The sequence below is a fragment of the Halegenticoccus tardaugens genome (assembly GCF_004116405.1).
Taxonomy (GTDB): domain Archaea; phylum Halobacteriota; class Halobacteria; order Halobacteriales; family Haloferacaceae; genus Halegenticoccus; species Halegenticoccus tardaugens.
In genome coordinates, this window is the sequence record NZ_SDIC01000007.1 from 194,967 (window position 1) to 217,145 (window position 22,179).

General features: G+C 55.4%; 16 protein-coding genes and 2 pseudogenes. 8 read left to right on the forward strand and 10 right to left on the reverse strand.

The features are described 5' to 3' along the window. Positions 1 to 552: 552 nt before the first annotated feature. Positions 553 to 696 (reverse strand): annotated as a pseudogene (locus tag C3L37_RS25055) (IS6 family transposase); the annotation flags it as partial. Positions 697 to 994: 298 nt separating this feature from the next. On the opposite strand from C3L37_RS25055, the gene C3L37_RS18305 reads away from it, so the two are divergent. From C3L37_RS18305 to C3L37_RS18315, 3 genes are all read left to right on the forward strand, one after another. Continuing rightward, a complete protein-coding gene (locus C3L37_RS18305; protein ID WP_129116020.1) occupies positions 995 to 1,759 on the forward strand; it encodes an IclR family transcriptional regulator in 765 nt (254 codons plus the stop codon). A gap of 619 nt (positions 1,760 to 2,378) precedes the next feature. Further along, positions 2,379 to 3,530 carry a thiamine pyrophosphate-dependent dehydrogenase E1 component subunit alpha gene (locus tag C3L37_RS18310; protein ID WP_129116021.1) on the forward strand — a complete coding sequence of 384 codons (1,152 nt, stop codon included), beginning with the start codon at positions 2,379 to 2,381 and terminating at the stop codon, positions 3,528 to 3,530. 2 nt (positions 3,531 to 3,532) lie between these two features. Continuing rightward, positions 3,533 to 4,498 carry an alpha-ketoacid dehydrogenase subunit beta gene (locus tag C3L37_RS18315; protein ID WP_129116022.1) on the forward strand — a complete coding sequence of 322 codons (966 nt, stop codon included), beginning with the start codon at positions 3,533 to 3,535 and terminating at the stop codon, positions 4,496 to 4,498. A 31-nt stretch (positions 4,499 to 4,529) separates the two neighbouring features. On the opposite strand, the gene C3L37_RS18320 is transcribed toward C3L37_RS18315, so the two are convergent. After that, positions 4,530 to 5,993, reverse strand: a complete 1,464-nt coding sequence (locus C3L37_RS18320) for a YjiH family protein (RefSeq protein WP_129116023.1) — start codon at positions 5,991 to 5,993, stop codon at positions 4,530 to 4,532. 209 nt (positions 5,994 to 6,202) lie between these two features. Here C3L37_RS18320 and C3L37_RS18325 point away from each other — a divergent pair, with 209 nt between their 5' ends. Then, a complete protein-coding gene (locus C3L37_RS18325; protein ID WP_129116024.1) occupies positions 6,203 to 6,643 on the forward strand; it encodes a gamma carbonic anhydrase family protein in 441 nt (146 codons plus the stop codon). Between the two features lie 361 nt (positions 6,644 to 7,004). After that, a complete protein-coding gene (locus C3L37_RS18330) occupies positions 7,005 to 8,399 on the forward strand; it encodes an SLC13 family permease (protein WP_129116025.1) in 1,395 nt (464 codons plus the stop codon). 471 nt (positions 8,400 to 8,870) lie between these two features. Here C3L37_RS18330 and C3L37_RS18335 read toward each other — a convergent pair whose 3' ends face one another. The 4 genes and pseudogenes from C3L37_RS18335 to C3L37_RS18350 all read right to left on the reverse strand — a co-directional run bounded on the left by C3L37_RS18335 (position 8,871) and on the right by C3L37_RS18350 (position 14,476). Further along, complete coding sequence (locus tag C3L37_RS18335) at positions 8,871 to 10,205, reverse strand: CoA-binding protein (protein ID WP_129116026.1); 1,335 nt, start codon at positions 10,203 to 10,205, stop codon at positions 8,871 to 8,873. Between the two features lie 89 nt (positions 10,206 to 10,294). Further along, positions 10,295 to 10,840, reverse strand: coding sequence for a helix-turn-helix domain-containing protein (locus C3L37_RS18340; protein ID WP_129116027.1), 546 nt, complete (start codon positions 10,838 to 10,840; stop codon positions 10,295 to 10,297). Positions 10,841 to 11,005: 165 nt separating this feature from the next. After that, a pseudogene (locus tag C3L37_RS18345) lies at positions 11,006 to 11,311 on the reverse strand (zinc ribbon domain-containing protein); the annotation flags it as partial. Positions 11,312 to 11,392: 81 nt separating this feature from the next. Next, on the reverse strand, positions 11,393 to 14,476 hold the full coding sequence (locus C3L37_RS18350; protein WP_129116028.1) for an FAD-binding and (Fe-S)-binding domain-containing protein: 3,084 nt from the start codon (positions 14,474 to 14,476) through the stop codon (positions 11,393 to 11,395). Positions 14,477 to 14,902: 426 nt separating this feature from the next. Between C3L37_RS18350 and C3L37_RS18355 the strand changes: the two genes are divergently transcribed. Further along, on the forward strand, positions 14,903 to 15,310 hold the full coding sequence (locus C3L37_RS18355) for an acyl-CoA thioesterase (RefSeq protein WP_129116029.1): 408 nt from the start codon (positions 14,903 to 14,905) through the stop codon (positions 15,308 to 15,310). Between the two features lie 51 nt (positions 15,311 to 15,361). On the opposite strand, the gene C3L37_RS18360 is transcribed toward C3L37_RS18355, so the two are convergent. Continuing rightward, complete coding sequence (locus C3L37_RS18360) at positions 15,362 to 16,825, reverse strand: DUF3179 domain-containing (seleno)protein (RefSeq protein ID WP_164974805.1); 1,464 nt, start codon at positions 16,823 to 16,825, stop codon at positions 15,362 to 15,364. A 266-nt stretch (positions 16,826 to 17,091) separates the two neighbouring features. On the opposite strand from C3L37_RS18360, the gene C3L37_RS18365 reads away from it, so the two are divergent. Together C3L37_RS18365 and C3L37_RS18370 are read left to right on the forward strand one after the other, a co-directional pair. Then, positions 17,092 to 17,481: a universal stress protein gene (locus C3L37_RS18365; protein ID WP_129116031.1), complete on the forward strand. Its 390-nt coding sequence runs from the start codon at positions 17,092 to 17,094 to the stop codon at positions 17,479 to 17,481. A 287-nt stretch (positions 17,482 to 17,768) separates the two neighbouring features. Further along, positions 17,769 to 19,229 carry a YjiH family protein gene (locus tag C3L37_RS18370; RefSeq protein ID WP_129116032.1) on the forward strand — a complete coding sequence of 487 codons (1,461 nt, stop codon included), beginning with the start codon at positions 17,769 to 17,771 and terminating at the stop codon, positions 19,227 to 19,229. A 119-nt stretch (positions 19,230 to 19,348) separates the two neighbouring features. Here the strand turns inward: C3L37_RS18370 and C3L37_RS18375 are convergent, their stop codons facing one another. The 3 genes from C3L37_RS18375 to C3L37_RS18385 all read right to left on the reverse strand — a co-directional run bounded on the left by C3L37_RS18375 (position 19,349) and on the right by C3L37_RS18385 (position 21,919). After that, positions 19,349 to 19,726, reverse strand: a complete 378-nt coding sequence (locus tag C3L37_RS18375; protein ID WP_129116033.1) for a Rieske (2Fe-2S) protein — start codon at positions 19,724 to 19,726, stop codon at positions 19,349 to 19,351. Further along, positions 19,723 to 20,841 (reverse strand): amidohydrolase family protein, encoded by a 1,119-nt coding sequence (locus C3L37_RS18380; protein WP_129116034.1) that lies wholly within the window; start codon positions 20,839 to 20,841, stop codon positions 19,723 to 19,725. The genes C3L37_RS18375 and C3L37_RS18380 overlap by 4 nt, the downstream gene beginning before the upstream one ends. Before the next feature lie 271 nt (positions 20,842 to 21,112). Continuing rightward, positions 21,113 to 21,919, reverse strand: coding sequence for an IclR family transcriptional regulator (locus C3L37_RS18385; protein WP_129116035.1), 807 nt, complete (start codon positions 21,917 to 21,919; stop codon positions 21,113 to 21,115). Between the last annotated feature and the right edge of the window lie 260 nt (positions 21,920 to 22,179).

Sequence of the window (22,179 nt, forward strand, 5' to 3'; positions counted from 1 at the left end):
AACAAAACCTAACCCATCAATTCTCACTAATCGGGCCGTTCAGGTGGATTACAGTCCGATTAGTAGGCTAATTTGAAATACAACACTTGCCCCGGACAAGGATACTTTGTAGTTGCGACGTGCTATATTCTACAATTATATCTATATACCTGTTTCTTGAAGAGTCTCAGATTGTATGTTCTCCGTGATTTAGTCACAGTGTGAAGGCGAGACGTCTGTTACGATCGAGCCCCCACATTGTCCTGGAGTTGCCGTGGCTGGAGGGTGAGTACGACTCTCGCTGTGTGAGTTGGAATTTTGAGAAGGCTGATTTCGATCGAGGAAGCGGTTATATCATTATTCATACTGGTTTTGGATACATACAGACACTATTGGTCCGTGTGAACTTCCACTCCACGGATTGTGAGGCCCCGCAGTCCGATAAAGGATATATTGCTATACAGAATCTGTACAACTGAAGCCAAACACGTAAAGAATAACTGCTTAAAGCACAGACTAAATAACCTCCTGATTTGGTGTTCGTCCGTCGAACGATTAATGCAGTTGGTGGAATCAATAAGAATGAGCGAACGGTGCAAGCCACTGACGGGCGTTCAGTCGACTGCCCTTCCTTGAATTGTGGAAACGATTGGTCCTCATTTTCAGCGTCTGAATCCACTTTTCGATGACCTTTCGGTCTCCGTAGTCGGCCCGACTGTCAGACCCAACCGAGAAATGGCCTACGTAGTTACGGATTCGTTCGTTCGCTAACAGCGACCACAGCACCATGGACTATAATTTTAAATGGTGGCCCGGATCCTGATATTAGCATTAAAACACTAGAATATCAGGGCGGCCCGTTCGTGAATGAATTCCAACTGATGACTTGAATTCGTTTATTAATATTGGAGCTTATATCATAATTAAACGATAAGGGAGAGTATTTCGTGAAGGTGTTCAACGTATAGGTTATGAATCAATGTATTGAAAGGGGCTTAGGGCGTGTAATTGACGTATGGGAACAAACAACGCACCTCGTCGGATCAAATCAGACGAGACCCTGTTCGCTATCCTGAAAGCACTCAAGGAATCGAATGGAGCAGGCGTAACGGAACTAGCGAAACAATTGAATCTAGCAAAAAGCTCCATCCATAGGCATTTAAAAACGATGGAAGATCATGGATTCGTTGTAAATGAGGAAGGGAAGTATAAGATTGGACTTCAATTTCTCAATTACGGCGAGTATGCACGGAATCAATATGAGGTCTATCACGCATCGAAACAGCAAGTGGAGATGTTAGCAGCAGAGACAGGCGAGATGGCCTGGTTAATCACCCACGAGAACGGCATGGTGATGTACCTCTACGGCGCAGGAGGTGACACGGAGTTGAACGTCGATACAATCGTTGGCACGTGGACATATATGCACTACAACTCAGGTGGGAAAGCGATCCTAGCACATTTGCCTCGTTCTAGAGTTGAGGAGATCGTCGCCAATCGCGGTCTACCAGCAAAGACAGAACAAACAATTGCTGATCCTGAGAAACTCTTCGAGGAGTTGGCAGAAGTCCGTGATCGTGGATTTGCACTGAACATGGGCGAGGACCTTGAAGGCATTCGAGCGGTTGGCGTTCCCATCCTCTTTGAAGGGAGGGTCCACGGTGCGCTTTCTGTTGCTGGTCCTGCTCACCGCTTCACGAAGGAACGTTGTGCCAACGAGATTTCCACTCAACTACTCGCTGCCGCTGACGATGTCGAATTGAACTTGGCTTATAAATGAACAGATTACAAATCTCCCAATGATCCATCGATCATTGTTAACGCACAGAAAAGATGTAGATAGCAGACGCTCTTTTATCATTTGTTGAGAAGTGAGTGTATCTTCCAGTCGTCGTTTGGGATGCGAGCTTCACCTACAACGAAACGTACCCTTTCTTCCTTTGACGTCTGTTCGCTGACAGCGAACAAATAATGAGTAGGTGAGGTGAGGTACCTCATAGCGCCATCTAGTGTTACAACACTAATAATGTAATAAGCAGGGATAACGTTCGCTGTCACGCAATCAGACGTATTCGTCGATAGCTGCCAAGTTTTTCTCCATATTTATCGGTTATCGAATTCTACGTTGTCTTCAAGTACAATACATCGATCGGGACAAATCGGCCGCGATGAGATGATGAGACAGCATTCATGCCGAAGCGGCATACCTCGATAAATTCATGAGTTGTAAGTCACCTTTTAACTCCGCCATTTCGCATTTTTCCTTGTGATTTCACGGCCTCCTCATGGGAGGTCCACGCTGTTCAGTCCCTTTTTACTCGAATGGTGATAGGTCCTATGACACGATGGTTTTATATATTGATCTCCCGATTTTCAGGACAGCAGGTGTTCAATAGCTCATGGACAAGGATGGAATGTATGAAACGTCAATAGGGCCACAAAGTGGCCGAGTCTCACAGGACGATTTCGATGTTGGGCTCCTCCAAATTGTCGAACCGGATGGTTCATACGCCTCGGAGGAGGTTCCTGACCTCCATGATGACCAACTGTGTGATCTCTATCGGTGGATGCTGCTCGAACGCACCTTCGACGAGCGGATGGTGAAGCTTCAGCGGCGCGGTGAGCTTGGAACGTTTGGTTCGGGGTACGGACAGGAAGCAAGCATCATCGGTTCGGGATATGCACTCAAGGATGAGGATTGGCTCCTCGGGATGGGACGAGAAGCCGGCGCAATGTTCCTTCAGGGACTACCGATGCGTGATATGATCCTGTTTTGGCGTGGTATTGAGGACGCCAATCGGGAGATGGCGAAACGAAACCAGATGATCGCTATCTCCATTGGTTCACACCTTCCGTTGGTGACCGGTGCAGCGTGGGGGATGCAACTAGACGATGCCGACTCGGTCGTCGCGGCATACTTCGGCGATGGTGCGAGTAGTACTGGCGCCGTCCACGAAGGACTGAATTTTGCAGGGGTTCTTGGTGCGCCTGCAGTGTTCTTTTGCCAAAACAATCAGTACGCAATCTCAACGCCATTTGAGAAGCAGACACAAGCGCGTTCCTTGGCACAGCGGGCCGTTGGTTATGGAATCGACGGGCTTCGGGTCGACGGAAACGACGTGCTTGCCGTCTATAAGGCTATGGCAGAGGCCCGTGAGGCGGCCCAGGCCGGCAACCCGATGTTGGTCGAATCTATGACGTACCGATTAGGAGCACACACGACAAGCGATGATCCGACTCGGTATCGAGACCGTACAGAAGAAACACACTGGAAAAGACGTGATCCGTTAGACCGGTATGAATCATTCCTCCGGTCCGAGGGACTCTGGAGCGAGATCAATCGTGAGGCCATTCTTGAAGACGTTAATAACGAGTTCGATGCTGCCTTGCAAGCAGCAGATGAGTACGAACCGCGGCATGTTGACGAGATGTTTGATTACCTCTATGCGGAACTGCCATCATCTCTGCAACAACAACTCGTGGAGTTCAAGGCGTTTCTCGAGGATCGCCCGGATGCGTACGACCACATCGACCAGCGAGCGAAAGGGTGACCATGCAGGAAACAATCGTCGGTGCGATTAACGATGCACTGCACTCGGAGATGGACGCGGACGAGCGGGTGCTCATCTTCGGTGAGGATGTCGCAGAGAGCGGTGGTGTCTTCCGAGCGACTGATGGGTTGAAAGAGCGCTTCGGTGACGATCGCGTTCTTGATACACCCTTGTCGGAGATCGCTATTGTTGGCGGCGCCGCTGGCCTTGCGATGTACGGGTACCGCCCAGTGGCTGAAATTCAATTCTCCGGCTTTCTGCCTCCGGCATTCGACCAACTGGTCACGCACGCCAGCCGAATCCGTTGGCGGACGCGTGGTGAGTGGAGCGCACCGCTGGTCATTCGAACGCCCTACGGCGCAGGCGTCAAGGCACTTGAACACCACTCGGAGAGCTTAGAGGGTGTCTATGGACACCTGCCAGGGCTGAAGGTCATTGTTCCGAGTACGCCATGGGATGCAAAAGGGCTCCTGACAGCCGCTATCCGTGATCCTGATCCAGTGCTGGTCATGGAGCCGAAGCAGATCTATCGGTCGTTTCGGGGTGAAGTGCCCGAGGAGTCTTACGAAGAGCCCATTGGCGAAGCTGCCATCCGACAGAAGGGATCCGAACTGAGCGTTATTTCGTGGGGGGCAATGATGTACCCTGCACTGCAGGCTGTTGAGAATCTTGGCGTGGATGCAGAGGTGATTGACCTTCGGACCATCTCGCCACTTGATGATGAAACGGTCGTAGAGTCGGTCAAGAAGACCGGGCGAGCGCTGATCGTCCATGAGGCGGCCGGGACTGGCGGATTCGGGTCGGAGCTAGTCGCGCGCATCAACGATCGAGCGCTGATGTACCTTGAGGCGCCCATCGAACGAATCACTGGGTTTGACGTGCCAGTCCCACTGCTTTCGATGGAGGATTATTACCTGCCAAATCCGCCACGCATCGAGGAGGGAATCAATCGCGTCCTAAACGTCTGACACAGCTAGCACTGACAGCCAATGTCACCCATCAGAGAAGTCCTAACCAGGCTACCCCATGGGTGAGCGCCGCGGCGATGGGAATTAGAATGGCTGTCCGGAGACAGAAGACGATGACGAGATCACGGAATCGAATTGGAATGTTGTTGAACATATCTACCATCATCGGGGCAGACGCCGCGAAGAAGATGATCTGCGAAATGGCGATGATTGTGACGAAAAAGCGGGCTGTCGCGCTCGCCTGAGCGACAACTGCGGCAGCCGAAACCTGCTCGACACCGCTGATGAGGATTGCGGACGCGACCAGGTTCGCGTCGGGAATCCCGAACACAGCGATTAGCGGCGCGAGTGGGGCAGAAATAAGCTGAAAGACGTTGGTCTCGGCGATCAGTAAGAGCGTGACTGTACTGATTGTGACGACCGTGCCGAGGATGACGGCGGTGACTTTCAGCCCGTCAATTAAGCCTGTAACGGCTGTTTGGAAGATTCGTCCGTTTTGGGCTTCGTCCATGGCTTCGCTGATAGCGAAGCGGAAGTAGTCGGTCGGCGATCCAGTGAAGGGAGTTTCGGGATCTGGTTCGGCAATATACTCTTCGGGAACATTACTGAGTGGCGGAATACGGACGAGGATTACGGCGCAGATGCCTACTGCGACCAGCCAAGACACAATGATCACTGGGAATAGATGTAGTAATCCAACCGTCGAGACGATAACGCCGACGAAGCCGATACTCACCGGTGCGAAACAAGTTGCTATGACGAAGACATCGCGCTTGTGGTAGCCTCCACGGTTGAAGACGTTGTACGTCACGTAATAGCCAACGGTGAACGCCCCAATCCAAGATGCGACCGAGTCAAGTGCTGCTCTCCCTGGTAGGCGAAATAACGGTCGCATGAACGGCCGCGTGAGAGTGCCGATAAATTCCAACCCGCCGAGTTCGACGAGCAGATTCACAAAGGCCGCTCCGAGCGGGATGATGACGACTACACTCAGAACGATAACGTTCCACACCAATCCACCAACTGTTTCCGTGTGGAGCACGCTTGGGCCCAGTTTAAAGAATAGCAATGCCCCGACACCGATGCCGAAAAGTCGAAGTATCCAGAAAAAGGGAGTGGTTTCCCAATAGGGGAGATCAAGTCGTTCTACAATATCGTCAGAGAGTGAAATAACGCCATTCCGATGTAATTGTGCGACGGTCGTCATGACACCACCCAGTGTGAGCACCGCAAGACCAACCATGCCAACAATCACGGGGAATTGTGCGGTAATCGCGCTGGCAGCGACATCGAATGGAACGGTCAATTGACCGTTCCAGGAAATGGGCACGAGAAAGAAGAACACGCCGAGTCCGAACCCAAATAGGAATCGCAGTCCGGGAATAGGCTCGATGTTCGTCACATCGACATCATGAATAGTCGCTTTTTTACCAGCCTCATCGCTGGGGTGCCACGTGCGTTGCTCCTCGGACTGCCACGGTCTCGAGTTGAACATGGCTGTTCATCGTAATCGAGGATTATAAATGTTATCTGTTCACAATCGGCACGTCATATGTTGGCTCAGTAGAACACTCGGCCTCCACGGAACCATCGCTATCGATGGAATTAGGGCGAATAGACGAGAACACAGATTGAGATATGTGTCCAACATACCCATACCACGGTGCCACTCCCACGGCGGCCGACGATGCATTCATCTCGGAGATGAGCTACCTCGTCGGGGATGTGTCGCTCGGACGCCGGTCTAGCATCTGGCCGTTCGTCTGTCTCCGTGGGGATGCAGGGTCCGTCGAAGTTGGCGATGAAACAAACGTGCAAGAGTTCAGCATGATCCACGGTGCTAAGGTGGGTAATGGGGTAACCGTGGGCCATGGTGCGGTCCTTGACTATGCGACCGTCAAAGACAACTCGCTGATCGGTATGCAAAGCGCCGTTATGCGCGGTGCAATAGTGGAATCACACGCTATCGTCGCGGCAAACGCCGTGGTGCTGCAGGACCAGACGATTCCCTCAGGGCATCTGGCGTATGGAACTCCGGCAGACACTCGACCGCTCACAGAAGACCAACGAAACCAGATTACGCGTACCCGTGACCATTATGTCACGCTTGGTCAGCAGTTCCGAGAGATCGAATCGGCCGACTAGTTGCGACTCTGCTAGGAGAGCCCTCAGGGTCAAGGAAAACGCACCGACCATAGCTCCCACATGAGGAGTTCCTGCGCACATTCAGTCCTGACGCGCCTCCCCAACACCGAGTAAGGTGGCCGAGTGGACCGTGTACATCTCAGGTTTAGCCACGCCGAACAAGATGAGCATAGCTGAGCGGTCCCGACCAGTAAACGCCACAATCGATTGGTGAGCGAGGAGAGCGTCCTGAGTTAAAGGTAGGATCCACAATGGGTGATGAATAACACAACTCGATCAGAGACGTCAGTATCGCCTTTTTCCGGAGATGAATGCAGCTATGCCGACAAATTTAACCTATTGGTATGACTGATTATCCCTGATGGATCGCTGGACATTGATCAAGGAACTTCGATCCCCGCCTATCGCATTCCTCCTTGCGACGGTTATCGCTGTGATGACCTATGCGATGATTCCTAGAAAAGGGAACGTCGCGTTGATGCTGTCGATTACGGCATTCTGTATTGTCCTTTGGATTTCTACGCCGATTAAGCCCGCTTACACTGGATTGATCGGTATTGGCCTCATTGCCGTTGTGTTCTCAACCAATCGTGCGCTCATTGGGTTTCAAAAACCAGCCACATGGCTCATTGGTTTCGGACTGTTGATGGGCGAAGCGACTCGCCGAAGCGGTCTCGCCAACTGGGCAGGGACTCGTATTACCGCCCATACCACCTCTGAATCAGCCAGTGGCCAGACCGAACGGACCTATCTGCGGCTTCTGGTTGCCCTTTCAATCGGGGGTCACGCTCTTGCCTTTCTCATTCCCTCGTCACTCGTTCGCGTCCTCATCATTGCGCCGATCCTCACGGAAATCGGTGAGATCTTCGACGACCGAGAGGCACGGGTCGGGTTATTCCTTGGCCCTGCGTTTGCCACATTCTATGGTTCCTCGGGCGTTCTCACCGCGGACCTACCAAACATCATGATCACCGGATTCGGAAGCTCGATCGCGAACCATCACATTTCCTGGACAGAGTGGTTGTTTCACATGTACCCTCTTATGGGATTGACGCGCGTAGTAGTCGTCTGTGGTGTCGTCTACTATCTGTTCCGACCTGACCCCACCTCGAACGTCGACCTCCCGAAGTTATCCCAAGGCGATGCGGCAAGCACCGAGCGGCGCATGTTCGTTTTTCTTCTCCTAGGCTCTGGAATTTGGGCGACCGACTTCTTCCACGGGTTCCACCCGGTCGTCGGTGCGGTCACAGTTGTCATGCTCGCGTTCCTGCCAGGCATTGGTGTAGCTGACTTCCAGCGCGTGGGCGACACCGATTTCTCGATTCTGTTTTTCATCGGCGCCGTGTTTGCAATCGGTGACGGGCTGGCACATACGGGCTTTACCGATGATGCGGCCAATTACCTACTCAAGTTGATTCCGACGGATGCATCGTTGGCGATCATCTTCGCGGTCGTCTTCGGTATCACGTTCCTGCTCACATTTTTAATGGAGGGATTGGCCGTTGCAAGCGTCCTCACACCCATCCTTATTCCGTACGCAGAGAATGCGGGACTGCCGCTGACACCTGTGTTGATGTCGGAAGCGCTGGCGTTGAGCTCATACTTCTTCCCCTACCAGTCGGCGGTCCTTGTTATGATTTTAGCTGAAGGAACTGCTGATACGAGGGAAGTCATCCGGACGACTGTCGCCTGTTCGATCGCATCGATTCTTGTCCTGCTCCCGCTTCAGTTTGCGTTCTTCACCCTCCTTTACTGAATTGCAGGCGGGTAAGGCCCCTCCCTCACTCGCGAGCGAAGTGAGTGATAGGGAGGGGATACACTCACCGTCATCGTCTGAATCCACGAATTCGGCAGGCTTCCTACCTCTGTGGACGTCTGGAGGAGTAAGATGCTCGGTCAGGATGCGTCCGATATAAGAACGCACACACACACACGCGTGCATCGGTCGTGTGGCCGAGTGTCGAGTCGGGAGGAGTGGAACACCCCGACCCGCCCGTAACGGAAAGTCGCCTGCGGAGTCTGGAACCGCTGTGTCTTCGGGTATAAGTTCCGACGCAGAAACAGGAAGCTCCGACCTCAACAAGCGAGGGCCGGGTAGGCCCGAATGCGGGAGGCCGGAGTAGTTCACTAGTCGCACATTCCGTTTTAGAACCATTTCTAAGCGTGTTCGCGCCGTAGTCACCATTGGCGAAGGGACCGAAATCAGCTCTTCAGTCCGTTCAGCGACTTACGCGTCGTCGATCAAACCGATCAGTGCCGCAACGGCATGCGCGCCCCGTTCGGGCGCTTGGAACGTCGGAATACCACGTTCCTCCATCTGGAGACGTTCCTCTTCAAGAGAGTCCGCTGGTCCGGCAACTGTAAAGAGGATGGGTTTATCGACCTCCTCAGCGAGAGCTTCAAGTTCTTCAATGGGATACCCGAGAGAGTCCTCGTAGATCTCGTAAACGATGACGATGTCGATGTTCTCGTCACGGGCGACAGCGTCGATGACCTGACCAAACTTGGGTAACGGTCGACCGGTGTCGACCGGGTTTCCCGTGTAGGTGATTCCTTGTAGGAGGTCGTCAACTCGTTCTTGGGTCTCGCTTGTCAGCTTGGGGAATTCGGCGCCGCGTTCGTCGAGTTCGTCGGCAATGATGATCCCCGGGCCTGCTTGCGCCGTGACAACGCCGACGTTCCGGCCATTCGGAACGGGCGAGTTGGCGATAACGCGACTGGCGTCCAGCAGTTCCGTCACCGACGAGACAAATACGACTCCCTCCTCAGTGAGTGCATCTTCGTAGCTTACGCGGCTTTGAATCGGTGCGGCGGTGTGAGACCGGACGAACTCGCTGAGATTCTCACTACCGACCTTATAGGCGATGATCGGCGTCTCTGCGTTTCGACAGGCTTCGAGCGTGTTCTCGATATCGTCAGTACCCTCGATGTGGACCGCAATCGCCTCGGTCCGAGGATCATCATCAAGCACCGGAATAAGTTCTGCAAAGTCAGCGGTCGCCCGGTTACCGAGTCCAAACATCGCTGACACGCCGTAGCCTTCGCGGTCAAACTGAAACGCGGAAGTGATGCCGACGCCGCCGCTTTGGGCGAGGATCGCGACGTTTCCTGTCTCAACCTTGCGGATTTCTGGGACGAACGAACCGTACAGGTCCAAATGAGGAATGCAGTACCCTGCTGTATTCGGTCCGAGAACTGTGATATCGTACTCTGTGGCGATCCGAATGACCTCCTCCTCAAGATTCTGGCCGTTCTCGTCGACTTCAGCGAATCCGCCAGCAAATATCACGGCTGCGCTGACTCCGCTCTCGCCGCACTCTTCGAGGACTTCCGGGACGATGGGGCTAGGCACACAACACAACGCTAAGTCGGCATCGACCTCACTAACTGAGTCGACGAACTCGTATCCGTAGACGCTCCCCGAACTGGAAGGATTGACCGGGTAAACGTCACCGTCATACGACTGGATATTAGTCATTGCGTCGTTCCCGAGTTTGCCGGGGGTCTTCGACGCGCCGATGACGGCAATTCCGTTCGGATCTAAGAAGTCGGCTACTCCCATATCGGTGGAATGGCGAATGTTGTAATATAGCTTACGAAGAAACGATTATGACGGCCGGTGATCAACCGATTATTCTGATAATTGTAACTTCATTCCTTTTCGTACTCGAGATATTTTTGTCCTTCTTCAGTTTCCAAAAGGATGTTGTCGAAGATCGCCGCTTCGGTTTTGAACTTGTGGACGCTGTGGAGCATCGTGTTGTGGAACTGGTCGATGAGTTCACCATGCTTGACGAAGAACTCGTGCACCCAGCGTTCCATTTTGTTGTCTGTCCGGAACTGCGCGATAACGTGCCACTGGTAGTTACTATCTGCCGTGAAAAACATCAGGACGTGCGGATCGTTCTGAAGAACATCATAACATTCGCTCCAATTCTCCTCAAACTTCGGAAAGTTAAACGAGAGACGGAACAGGTAGTGGCGGAACATCTCTCGGTTCGGAAGAATCGTTTCACGGAAGATTTCCTCCTCAGACATCATCCGGAGGATCTCGTTGATACGATTGTGCGACAGCGAGATTCCGTATTCCTCTTCAAGAATCTCGCTGAGTTCTCGCGTCGACGCTGTGGGATTGGCGACGCGCGCCTTTAGAATCGTAATATCACGAGGAGAAACGTCGAATGAGTTGTCGTTCATCGTGATGAATCTGTGAAAGGCACCATAAAAAAGCTTCTCCAATCGGAAGATTGGATGTGTCGGACTGGGACGCTACCGACGCAGAGCGTCTACAACAGTTGGGCGAGATTCGAGTGATCGAGAAGGGTGATCGTCGGGTTGTCTGTACTTGACATTCACCCACGACTAAAGTCGTGGGGTTCCCTCCAGGTTGGGATAGTATGGTTCGCAGTTAGCAACCTGTTCTCGCGGGGCGAACCGGCCCTCACTACGGTCGAACAGGCGAACCGGTGGCTGTACCATCCAGCCGGTATCCCTATCTCTCTAATCGAAGATAAGATACGGGAGTACTTTTCGTCTGATGTTCTTCGCACCGTTACCGTGCGCGTTTCCGACGAACCCGCACTCGCAGACGTACAACCCGCGTTCGACGCGTTGACGCTTATCCGAGCGCCCACACGCAGAACACGTTTTCGACGTATCCCGCTCTGATGTCCCCCGTTCGAATCTGAACGCTGGCGTCAACGGCATCGGTCGACGGAGCATCACCAAAGACGGCTGCTGATGTACCTATCACCGCGAGATCGCGTGGGCGAGCAGTTCGATCGGCGTCGGCGGTTCCTCACCGTCGATGCTACTGTCAGCCAGCGAACTATCTTCGGGAACTGGATCGAGGCGTCTGTCGCCGAGTTGCGTCCGACAGGACGTGCCCGGTGCGGTGACGACGTGGGCGTCGCTGTCTGCGATCTGGTCGACGAGGATATCGCCGATGGACTGGCTCATCGAGTAATGTTCGGCCTCGTAGCCGAACGACCCCGCCATGCCGCAACAGCCCGAGTCGAGCGGGTCCACCTGGTAGCCCGCACGACGGAGGACGCCGACAGCGTGGTGGTCCTTCTTCGTGGCCTTCTGGTGGCAGTGGCCGTGATAGGCCAGCGACTCAGTGGGCGCGTCCCAGTCGATGTTCTCGTCGAGGCGGAACGCGTCAAGATACTCACAGACTCCATAGGCGTTCGCTGCGACAGACTCTACGGACCGACCGTCTAGGAGGTCGAGCGCGTCAGACTGGAACATCACTGCGTCGGAGGGTTCTACGAGGACGATGTCCCACCCGTCGTCAACGCAGGGTGCGAGTGCCGCGACGTTCGAGCGCATCGTCTCCCGAGCCTTCTCGATGAACCCCTTCGAGAGCGCTGGTCGGCCGCTGTCGGTTCGGCTGGCCACGTCGACGTGTACGCCGGCGGCTTCGAGGACGCGGACCGCCGCTTTGCCGACCTCGGGGTGGCTGTAATTGGTATACGTGTCGACGAAGAAGACGGCCGTTCGCTTGGCCTCGGCTTCGGGGACGCGCGAGCCGCCACGGGCCTCGAACCAGTCTCGGACCGTCTCGCGGTGGAATGTCGGCAGTGAGCGCTCGCGGGCGATACCTAGGGTTCGCTCGGCGATGGCTCCGGCACCGGGAAGCGACTTCACCATGTTCGAAAGCGGTGCGAGTGCACTGCCAAGAGGGGCGAGTCGGTCGAAGTTGGCGAAAAGCCTGTCGCGGACGCTCGCTCCCTGTTCTTGATGGCGGGCGTGCTGGACCTCGGTTTTCAGTTTCGCCATGTCGACCTCGCTCGGACAGTCACGCGCACAGCCCTTACAGCCGATACAGAGGTCGAGTACCTCCTCGGCGAACACGTCGTCAGTGGGGTCGTCCGGAAGGTCGCCGCTCATCGCACGCCGAAGGAGATTCGCGCGACCTCGAGTGGCCGTGATCTCCTCGTTGGCTGCGCGATAGGTCGGGCACATGACGCCGCCGGTGGTCTCCTGTTCACCCCGGCAGCCACCGCACCCGTGACAGAGTTCGACCATCCCCTGCATTCCGTTCTCGTTTCGCCAGTTCAACGTCGGCTCGAAGCCAGCGTCGTAACTGTAGGCATCGTCGTACCGGAGGTTCTCGAGCATGTCATGGTCTCCGCAGACGGCTCCAGGGTTAAGCAGCCAGTCGGGGTCGAACGCCGTCTTCAGATTGCGGAACGTCTTCCAGAGTTCGTCGCCGTACAGTTTCCGGTTCCACTGGGTGCGCGCTCGGCCGTCGCCGTGTTCGCCGGAGACGGAGCCGCCAAACTCGACAACCATGTCGGTTATCTCATCGGCGATGGTAACCATGTCCTCGCGGTCGCGTCCGGCTTTTGTGTTTATCAGCGGGCGAACGTGGAGGACGCCGGGCCCAGCGTGGGCGTAGAACGCCGCGTCGATGTCGCGACCCATCTCAACGAGCAGCGACTGGAACCGCTCAACGAACGTGGGAAGGTGCTCAGGTGGAATCGCACAGTCCTCGATGAAGCTAATGTGCTTCTCGTCGGACGTTCGCGAGAGCAGTATTGGAAGTCCTGCCTTGCGTAGCTTCCAGAACTTCTCTCGCTCGGTGGCCTCGTGGGCCTCAAGGCCCTCAAAGGAGAGCGTCTCGTCGTCGTCCAAACGATCTGTGGATTCAGTCGCCTCGCCGTCGTCCTTGGGGGCGCGGTCGGCGAGGAGGTTGGCGGTCTGTGAGCGCCCGTGATCGTCATCCGCGGCGTAGAACTCGACTAGCAGAGCGGCTTGGGCACCGTCGGGAACGAGCGCTGCGACCTCCTCAAATTCGGCCGTTTCGCGAGCGAGACCGATGAGGACGTCATCGATAAGTTCGACCGCCGCTGGGTCGTGCTTGAGAACGTACTGGACGTCGGTCACGGCCTCAAGGACGCTCTCGTAGAACAACAGCGACACCGCCTTTGTCTCGGGAAGGGGTTCGAGCGAGAGTTCGGCTTCGGTGACGATAGCGAGAGTGCCTTCGCTCCCGGCCAGCAACCGTGCAAGGTTGACAGCTCCTGTCTCGGCCTCCTTAACGAGTACGTCGAGATTGTAGCCGGAGACGTTGCGCTTCAGGTTCGGGAATTGGTTTCGGATCTCGTCGCTCTCATCGTCAAGGAGGCGAACGAGTTCCGCGAAGACGCGTTCGAGGATATTCCCTCCCGGATCCGCTTGCTCGCGCAGGTCGCCGACATCTACCTCGCCGAGCGTGGCAACCGTTCCGTCGGCGAGCACGACTTCGCACTCTTCGACATACGCGTCCGTCTTTCCGTACATCAGCGAGTGCGCACCTGTCGAGTTGTTTCCGATAGCGCCGCCGACGACGCTGCGGTCGCCCGCCGCCGGGTCCGGCGCAAACTTCAGACCGTGCGGCGCGAGCTGTTCGTTGAGGTCCGCGAGAACAACACCGGTCTGAACACGCGTCAGCTGGGCATCGGGATCGATGTCGACGATATCGTCCATGTACCGGGTGAAATCGAGGACGACCGCCTCATTGACTGCCTGTCCGGCGAGACTCGTCCCACCACCGCGCGGGAGAACAGGAATTTCTCGTTCGGCGCAGTAGGAGACGATACTCGCGATGTCTGCGGTCGATCTCGGGAAGACGACGCCGATAGGGACCGCCTCGTAGGCGGAGGCGTCGGTCGCGTACAGCTGCCGGGTGTACTGGTCGAAGCGCACGTCACCGTCAACGCACGAGTCGAGATCGCGGACGAGACCCGGTCGGTCGACATCGTCCGAGACGTAGTCATACTCGGCACGCGCGTCCGCCGTTGGTTCAGTATCGGTATCGTCGCCAGCAATGGTAGGGTTCGTAGTCATAACTCGGTCAGATGACGACTACGGCCAACGAGAGTAGCACCGAACCGATGGGATTCCGTTCTGTCGTGCACCGGTTCGATCTGTCCGTGTCGCACCATGGTCATCGGTTCATGAGACGAGCAAGCAACGTTGCTGTTTCGGTTCGTGGACAGTGGTACCCAATCGACCTGCCGAACCCAATCCTGGAATCCCTTCGAAATCGTTCTCAACGAAGGTGACAAGACATCGCCTGAGTCGGTCGTCTCCCAGCGTTAGTGTTCATCTATGACAGTGTGTTGCATGGTAAGAGTTATAAATTCACTCATTATAACCCTGACAAATGTTTTTAATCATACTTAAACTCAACTCTTTATCAGAGATTATCTCCTGCCCATGGGCGTGGCAATAGACTTATACAATCCCCGGACTCGTTTCGAGTATCGACGCATGAGTTTCACACGTACTTGGACCGTTCGATTTTCGGATACGGACCCGTTTGGAATCGCACACTATCCGCGAATGATCGACGCACTCCACGAGACCTCAGATATGTTCATGGAGCAAATCGGCTGGCCCTACTGGGAACTCCACGAGCGACACGAACTAGGTCTCCCTCTTGTCTCGATAGAGTTCGACTTCCATGGACAAGTGAAGGGGGGCGACGAGGTCGAGATCGAACTGCAGACGGTCGTCGGAGAGTCTAGTGTTCGGTTCGACTACCGCGCGACCCACGACGGTGAGGTCGTCTTCGACGGAGTTGAACACCGCGTCTGTGTTCCGGTCAGCGGCGACCACAGCGTTACGATCCCCGATGACCTGCGAGACGCCCTGGAGGGCGGTGCTGATACCAGTTGAACCACCTTCGGCGCTGAGTGAACATCGCCGGAAGACGCGCAAACAGATGATTCACTGAAAGCGGGGACGGTCCTTCGACCCAACTTCGACGTGGTCGTACTGTGACCGGAACGCGAAGAATAGACCATGGCGGCCGGGAATGCGAGACAGTTCTCGGCTGTCCGCCTTACTCACAAGCGCGTCGTGAGCGACTTTCCAACGTTCGCTATTGTCGTCGACGAGTGTCTCACTGTCGCGCTCAACCGGTGTCGGTGGGGCCTCATAGACGGCGACGTCGTTTGCGGGATCGCGAAGGACGACTATCGCCCGCCCGTCGATCACGTCTGTCTCGACGGTGTTTTCGTCGATTTCTTCGATTGGATAGACGTGGACGGTCGCCCCGTCGTCGGTGACTACTCCGTAGACGTCGGTTTTCTCCGGTAACTGCCCTTCTTCGGTCCCTAACCCAGGCTGTACTGCATTCTCGTCATTCCAATAGTGGCGGAAGAACCCAATGTTGTTCTCGTAGAAGTAATAGTCAAAGTCGTACCCAGTTTCGATGTCAAGTACGAAGCTCTCGGGATGCGTTTTGCGCCACTCTCTCCACGTGGTCTGCGTGACCGGACGGATATCGAGACGGACGTCGGACTTATCATCGAGATACTCGCCCGCAATCGGCACTCCGCGATGTTGGCTCCAGAGACTCTCGGTCTGCTCGTCGAACATAATCTTGTTCCCTGTGAGCAACATTCCCGTATTGTTGAATGTTAGTGTTCGGTCGCCGACGTTCCGGTCGTAGCAGATGGGAGCGTTACAGAGCGTACAGAAGCTAAGTGTCACCGATTCATCCTCGAGCGTGAGGTTCGCAAGTTCGTGGGGAAACAGCACCCATCGGGGAACAGCGTAAGCGGTGTCATCGACGGTGAGGCCGAAGACGGTGTCAGTTGGTCGAAGATAACGGTCGTAATCTCCCTCCATCTCGTTTCCTTCTATGTCTATCGAGACGGCGTCGCCGGGAACAAAGTTTGGTTCGTTACACGCAGCGAGGAACGACGGATCACAGTTCCCCCAGCGAACATCTCGGAGGTCGAACGCTCGCGGTTCAGCGTCGAGTAGTCGACCAACCGGTGGAAGGAACGACCGGTAGAGTTGTAGTTTCCATTCATCGAATCCTTCAAGCGGGTCGATATCCTGTTGTGAGTACCAGCTCTCCCACTCGACCCAAGCGTACTTGGAGTCGTAGTCTGGTTCAGCGATGCGCCGCAATGCGTCGCGGGCGCCTGGCCAGCGTGCTTCCGGCAGTTCGAGGTACCGCGGTGGACTGTGCTCTCGAAGCACCTCAGGGAAGCCAAACTGGTCCCAGTTGCTGGCTATCTCGTGAATCATCAGTATCTCGATCAAGTGCGGCACGACACGTCGATCACCCTTCGTATTGATCTCGTCGAGTGCCGCTGCATGGACGTCCGCGTCACGAACTAAGAGATTCGCGACGAGTTCGTCGAGGTCGTCGTATCTATCGTTGGCAGGTTGTGACACGCCCATCCATGCGGTAGTCACGCACAAAAACTACACCATTCGTCTGCAGGTTACCAGTCGCCGACGCTCCAAATTGACATCCAAGACCGTTATTGGGGCCGTTTTTTGGTGGGTGAGATACGGAGACAACCGAACTGTACTGCAAAATGACAAAAATAATATAACGGTCGGAAGTAATTGGGTACAAACACGATGTTCAACAGATGGGAGATCACGAATCGATCGGTCGAATCCACAATGAACCAGATGGATCGGGTGATCAGTAGATGAAAACGGTACTCTTCTGCATCGACACTGAGGTCGAACGGGCGAAAAACCAGGTCGCGTCGCTTACCACGCTACCGCTCGAGTCCGACCGCGTCCGAGTTATCGTCTTCCATGTCTTCCGTGGCGGTGATGAGGCAGATGCAAAGAAACTCAAATCGGTCATAGAAACCACCACGCGGCTTGAGGAGGCAGGTTTCGTCGTCAATGTACGACAGTCGAGCGGTGACGCGACCCGAAAGATCCTGGATGCGGCCGACGAACTTGACGCCGATGTGATAAGCATCGCCGGCAGAAAGCGGTCGCCGACCGGAAAAGCACTTTTCGGGAGCGTCACGCAAGACGTAATTCTCAAATCTGAGAGACCAGTGATACTCAGTACAGCCGGGTAGCGTCGTTCAATACCACCACTCAGCTTCATGAGGTTGAATAGTCAACTACGAAACTGAGTCTACCGTTTCTTCAGGACTGGTCGTTCCAATTGGTCTCCCTGTTATCTTGGTAACCAGACCTATGATACCAATTATAAAGAACAAGGAGAATACCCGCGCCTTTAGGCGCGGCAGGATGTCAATCGTAGAATTCAGTTGTAGTATAGTTTCCTCAACGATTATTTTACTAGAATATTAGTGGACATGTGATCGGTGTTTTTATGACCCATAATACGGTTTGTCGGAATATGTTCGGTAGCCAGAGCTGGGAAGATGACGATCACATATCGGGTGAGACAGTGACACCCACGGAGAAATCGATCAACGAGGTACACTTCGTCGACAAAGATTTACACTCGACGTTGAAGTTCGTCGTCGCATTCGCGACCGGCGCGTTCTTTTTCCTCTTCCCAATTCAATGGGAAGGACAGACGACAATCCCCCTTGATGTTTTGATGACGCTTATTACCGATACGTCGATCTTTGTCGTTGAGGTGTTCACGCTGCTCGTTCTCTTCGCTGGCGGTATCCTGACGACCATCTCGATGCTACACTACCAAGGGACGATCACCCTAAGCGAGAGAACCCAGAGGCTCTTTGAGGTCGATTACTGGCAAACGTCGAACCTGTTCTGGACCTTTCGCGTCACCGCGATGTTCCTGGGACTCATGATGTTCTTCCGTGTCGGTCCAGGTTGGTTGCTCGGCGACGCCGTCGCGGGCATCGCCTGGGAAGTCCTCATGATCACCATCGTACTCGTCATTCCGCTCGGCGGAGTTTTCGTCAACCTACTCGCAGAGCTCGGCGGTCTTGAGTTCGTTGGTACGTTAGCTCAACCGATCATGCGTCCGCTATTTGACCTTCCAGGCCGTTCGGCCCTCGACAGCGCGGCGTCGTGGCTCGGATCGTTCAGTATCGGGTACTACCTCACCCGCAATGTCTTCGACCGCGGCGGATACAACAAGCGCGACGTATTCGTGATCTGTACGTGTTTTGCGACCGCCAATCTTGGGACCGTCGGCGCGGTTGCCGCTATCTTGGACCTGCTTGATGTCTTTCCCGTCCTCGTCTTGCTCTACCTCATCGCAACGCTCATCGTCGCCGCGGTCCTCGTTCGCGTTCCACCGCTCTCGACGGTCCCGGAAGAATACGTCGCCGAGCCGGACCCTGAACCGACGTTCACCGGGACACCCGCTGACTACCTCCGTTTCGCCTTCAACGAGGGTGTTAGAACCGCTCGAGAGGGTGAATCGATTCCCCGTGCTGCGCACAACGGGTTCGTCGACGGAACGAAACTCACCGCGATGATCCTCGGAACGGTGCTGACGATCGGAACGTGCGTGCTCGCGCTCGAAGCGTACACACCGTTTTTCGAGTACCTCGCAACACCGCTCGTTCCTGTGATGACTGTCCTCGGCATCCCGGACCCGCAGATGGCCGCAACGGCTATTCTCGCGGGTGCCGGTGAGTATTTCATCGGCGCGACGCTCGTCGTCGAAGCCGATCTGATCACGAAAGTCTTCGTCGTGGTCGTCACGAGCGCACAGGCGATCTTCTTCGCCGCGTCGGTCCCGATGATGGTCGACATGTTTGACGACATCCCCATGCGGTTCCGTGATCTCACCGCACTGCTGATCCTCCGAACGGTGCTGCTCATTCCCATCGCTGCCGTACTGACCCACGGCGCTGCAGCCGCAGGGTTCATCTAATCTAACGCCGTCAACTGCTGTTCGATTCTTCTGTGGTGAGTCTCTCTAGTTTCGAAAACCCGAGCATCTACTGGTTAACTGAGCGAGTCGAATACGCTGAACGATAGTTCGAGCTTGAATTACCGTCCGTCAACGTAGACAACGCCATCTTCGACGATAACGTCGTACGTCGGCAGAATCAGATCGTCGTCGGCGAGTTGCTCGCCTGACGAGAGGTCGTAGGACCAGCCGTGCCACGGACAGGAGATGATCGGTTCGTCATCAGCGTACTTTTTCTCAATGCGTTTACCGGGTTCGACGAACTCACCGACGAGTTTCCGCCCAACGGCACCATCAGCGACCGGTCCGCAGTCGTGGAGACAGCGATTTCGGACCGCATAGTATTCCCCGTCGATCCGGAGGACGCCGACCTCAACGCCGTCAACCTCGACGAGTTCCCTGTCGCCGTCGTCGAACGTCGCATCGGGTTTGACTTTGACCCGTTCCGGCGTGCTCACAGGCCGAACACCTCCATCGCGTTCTCCGATAGGATCTGCTTCTTTTCGGCTTCTGAGAGGAAGGGGAGGTCGGTGACCGTCGTCGGACGGTCATAGTCCCAATGCGGGTAGTCCGAGGCGTACATCAGGCTGTCTGTCCCGACCATCTCGAAACACTGTTCGAGGTAGTTGCGCTCGGCGGAGACCTCCAGCGGCTGGGTGCCGTAGTAGAAGTCGGTGATGTACTGTCCTGGTTTTTTCTCGAGCAGCGGCGCTTCCTCAGGGCGCTTGAGATACTCTTCGTCGAGGCGCGAAACTAGGCCAGGAATGTACGTAATTCCCGACTCCATGAAAACGATGTCCAGGTCGGGGAACTTCTCCGGGATGCCCTGACAGACGAGACTGACGATCTGAGACATGTTCGACTCGAGGAAACCAAGCGTGTGTGTCTCGATCATCTCCTGGTAGCCCGCGCGGACGTACTCGTCGAGACCAGCGCCGCCGGTATGAAACACCGCCGGCAACCCGAGGTCCTCACAGCGCTCGTAGAGAGGATCGTACTTGCGGTTACCGAGAGGCGGTGTCGCACCAGCGGTAACGAAACACGCGCCGACGTAGGCGTCCTCGTCCTCGATGCGCTCGAGTATCTCTAGCGACGCATTGAGGTCGCCGTACGGCACCGGAGCGAGACCGTGAATCCCGTCGTCAGGATCGAGCACCTCTTCGAGCATGTACTCGACGTACGCTTTCGCGAACGCGCTCTGGCGATCGTCGTCGGCAGTCGTCCCGGCCCCGGCGAGAATGAGGTGCGAGATCAGTAGCGTCTCGTCGACGCCGATGGACTCCATTCCCTCGCGGATGCGCTCTGGCGTCTCAGGTTCGTCGGGGTACGACGAGTGCTCGCGGCTGATCTTCCCGTAGGCTTGTCGGTCGCCTGTCGAGAAGGGAAAGAAGGAACTCAGGTTCTGTTTTGCCCCCTTTTTGTCGAAGTTGCTGCCCGCGAACTTCGTCTTCCACGGCTCCTCCATGTACTCGGCGACGTCGTGGAACGACTCCATGTAGTGACAATCGCCGTCGACGACGTAGTACCGGTCTAACGCTTCCTGTCTCGGTTGGTCCTGGATGGACTCTAGCATGGTCGTACAACATCCATTCTGACGTATATCTTTGCGCCCCACGGAGTCACTTTCCTCTATCCGCGCCTAATTATACGTATTCGTGGTCTTTCCGCGTCGGTCTTGATGTGCTCAAAACAAATGCTTTGGGTTACCGAACGTCAGCACTCCGCTATTGTCTCTGTTCGGATTACATCGACTCGAACAGCGCAACCAGCTAAGAACGGACCAGAAACGGGGAGTCGACTCTGCAACCGCGGCGAAACGCAATCTCCTGAGCAAATCAAACATCTCAAACCAGCGGTCGAGCCCCCCCATCGAGGTTCGAGTGGAGGTTCACCTCGACTGCGTTGGCGGTCCGCATAACCGTCTTCGGGAGTTCCCGACGGAACCGCTCGCCGCTCCAGTTGCTCGCTGATCCCGAGAGGCTGACCGCACCGACGACGAGATCGCCATCGTAGTACACCGGCGCGCCGACCGCCCGAATGCCTTGCATCTGTTCTTCGTTGTTCAGTGCGAATCCGTGTTCTCGGACGGACTCAAGTTCGATGGCGAGTTCGGTCTCATCCGTTATCGTCGATGACGTATAGGAAACGAGTCCGTGGTTCTTGACGATCTGGGCGATCCGATAATCCGGCAGGTGAGCGAGGATCGACTTCCCGGCTGCCGTACAGTGGAGGTGCGTTTGCGGCCGTCCTCGTTTTTGCGGGTGAAACTCCGTCCCAATGGCGTTCTCGCCGAACGCTTCGTGTAACACGAGCAGTCGCCCGTCGTACTCGGTCATGAGGTGGGCAGCGGCGTCGCTATTGTGTGCGAGCCGGTGGAGTTCCGCCTTGGCGGCCCTGTAGAGGTCATTCTGGAGTCGGACGTGTTCGCCGTACGGGAGCAGTTCGGGGCCGAGTGAGTACGTTCCCTCGTGTTTGCGGATGAACCCACGCGATTCGAGCGTCGTGAGGTAAGTGTGGGCCGTCCCCGGCGACAGTCCGACCGCCTCGGCGAGTTCCGAGACCGTCGTCCGATCCGTCTCTCGCACGTGCGCGAGGATATCACAGACCCTATCGGCGGATTGGATCCGTCGTGGGTTGTCGTCCGAACTCATGAGCGAGGGGACGTCCTTGAGGTGCAACACTCTTTTGATCATTTCAAATCCATCGTCAGCGTCGACCCTCACGGAGTGGCTCACTACGACGCAGTGATCCCGCGAGAGCGTCGACTCCAAAATACGGTTGTGAGCCGTCGAAGAACCACGAGTACGACCGCGCTAAAACGAATCCAGTGGATTGTAACCCCGTCGTCCCTTGGATCGTTTGTTGTAATATCTTCCACGCCGTTCGGTGAACGACCACAAATACTATGTCA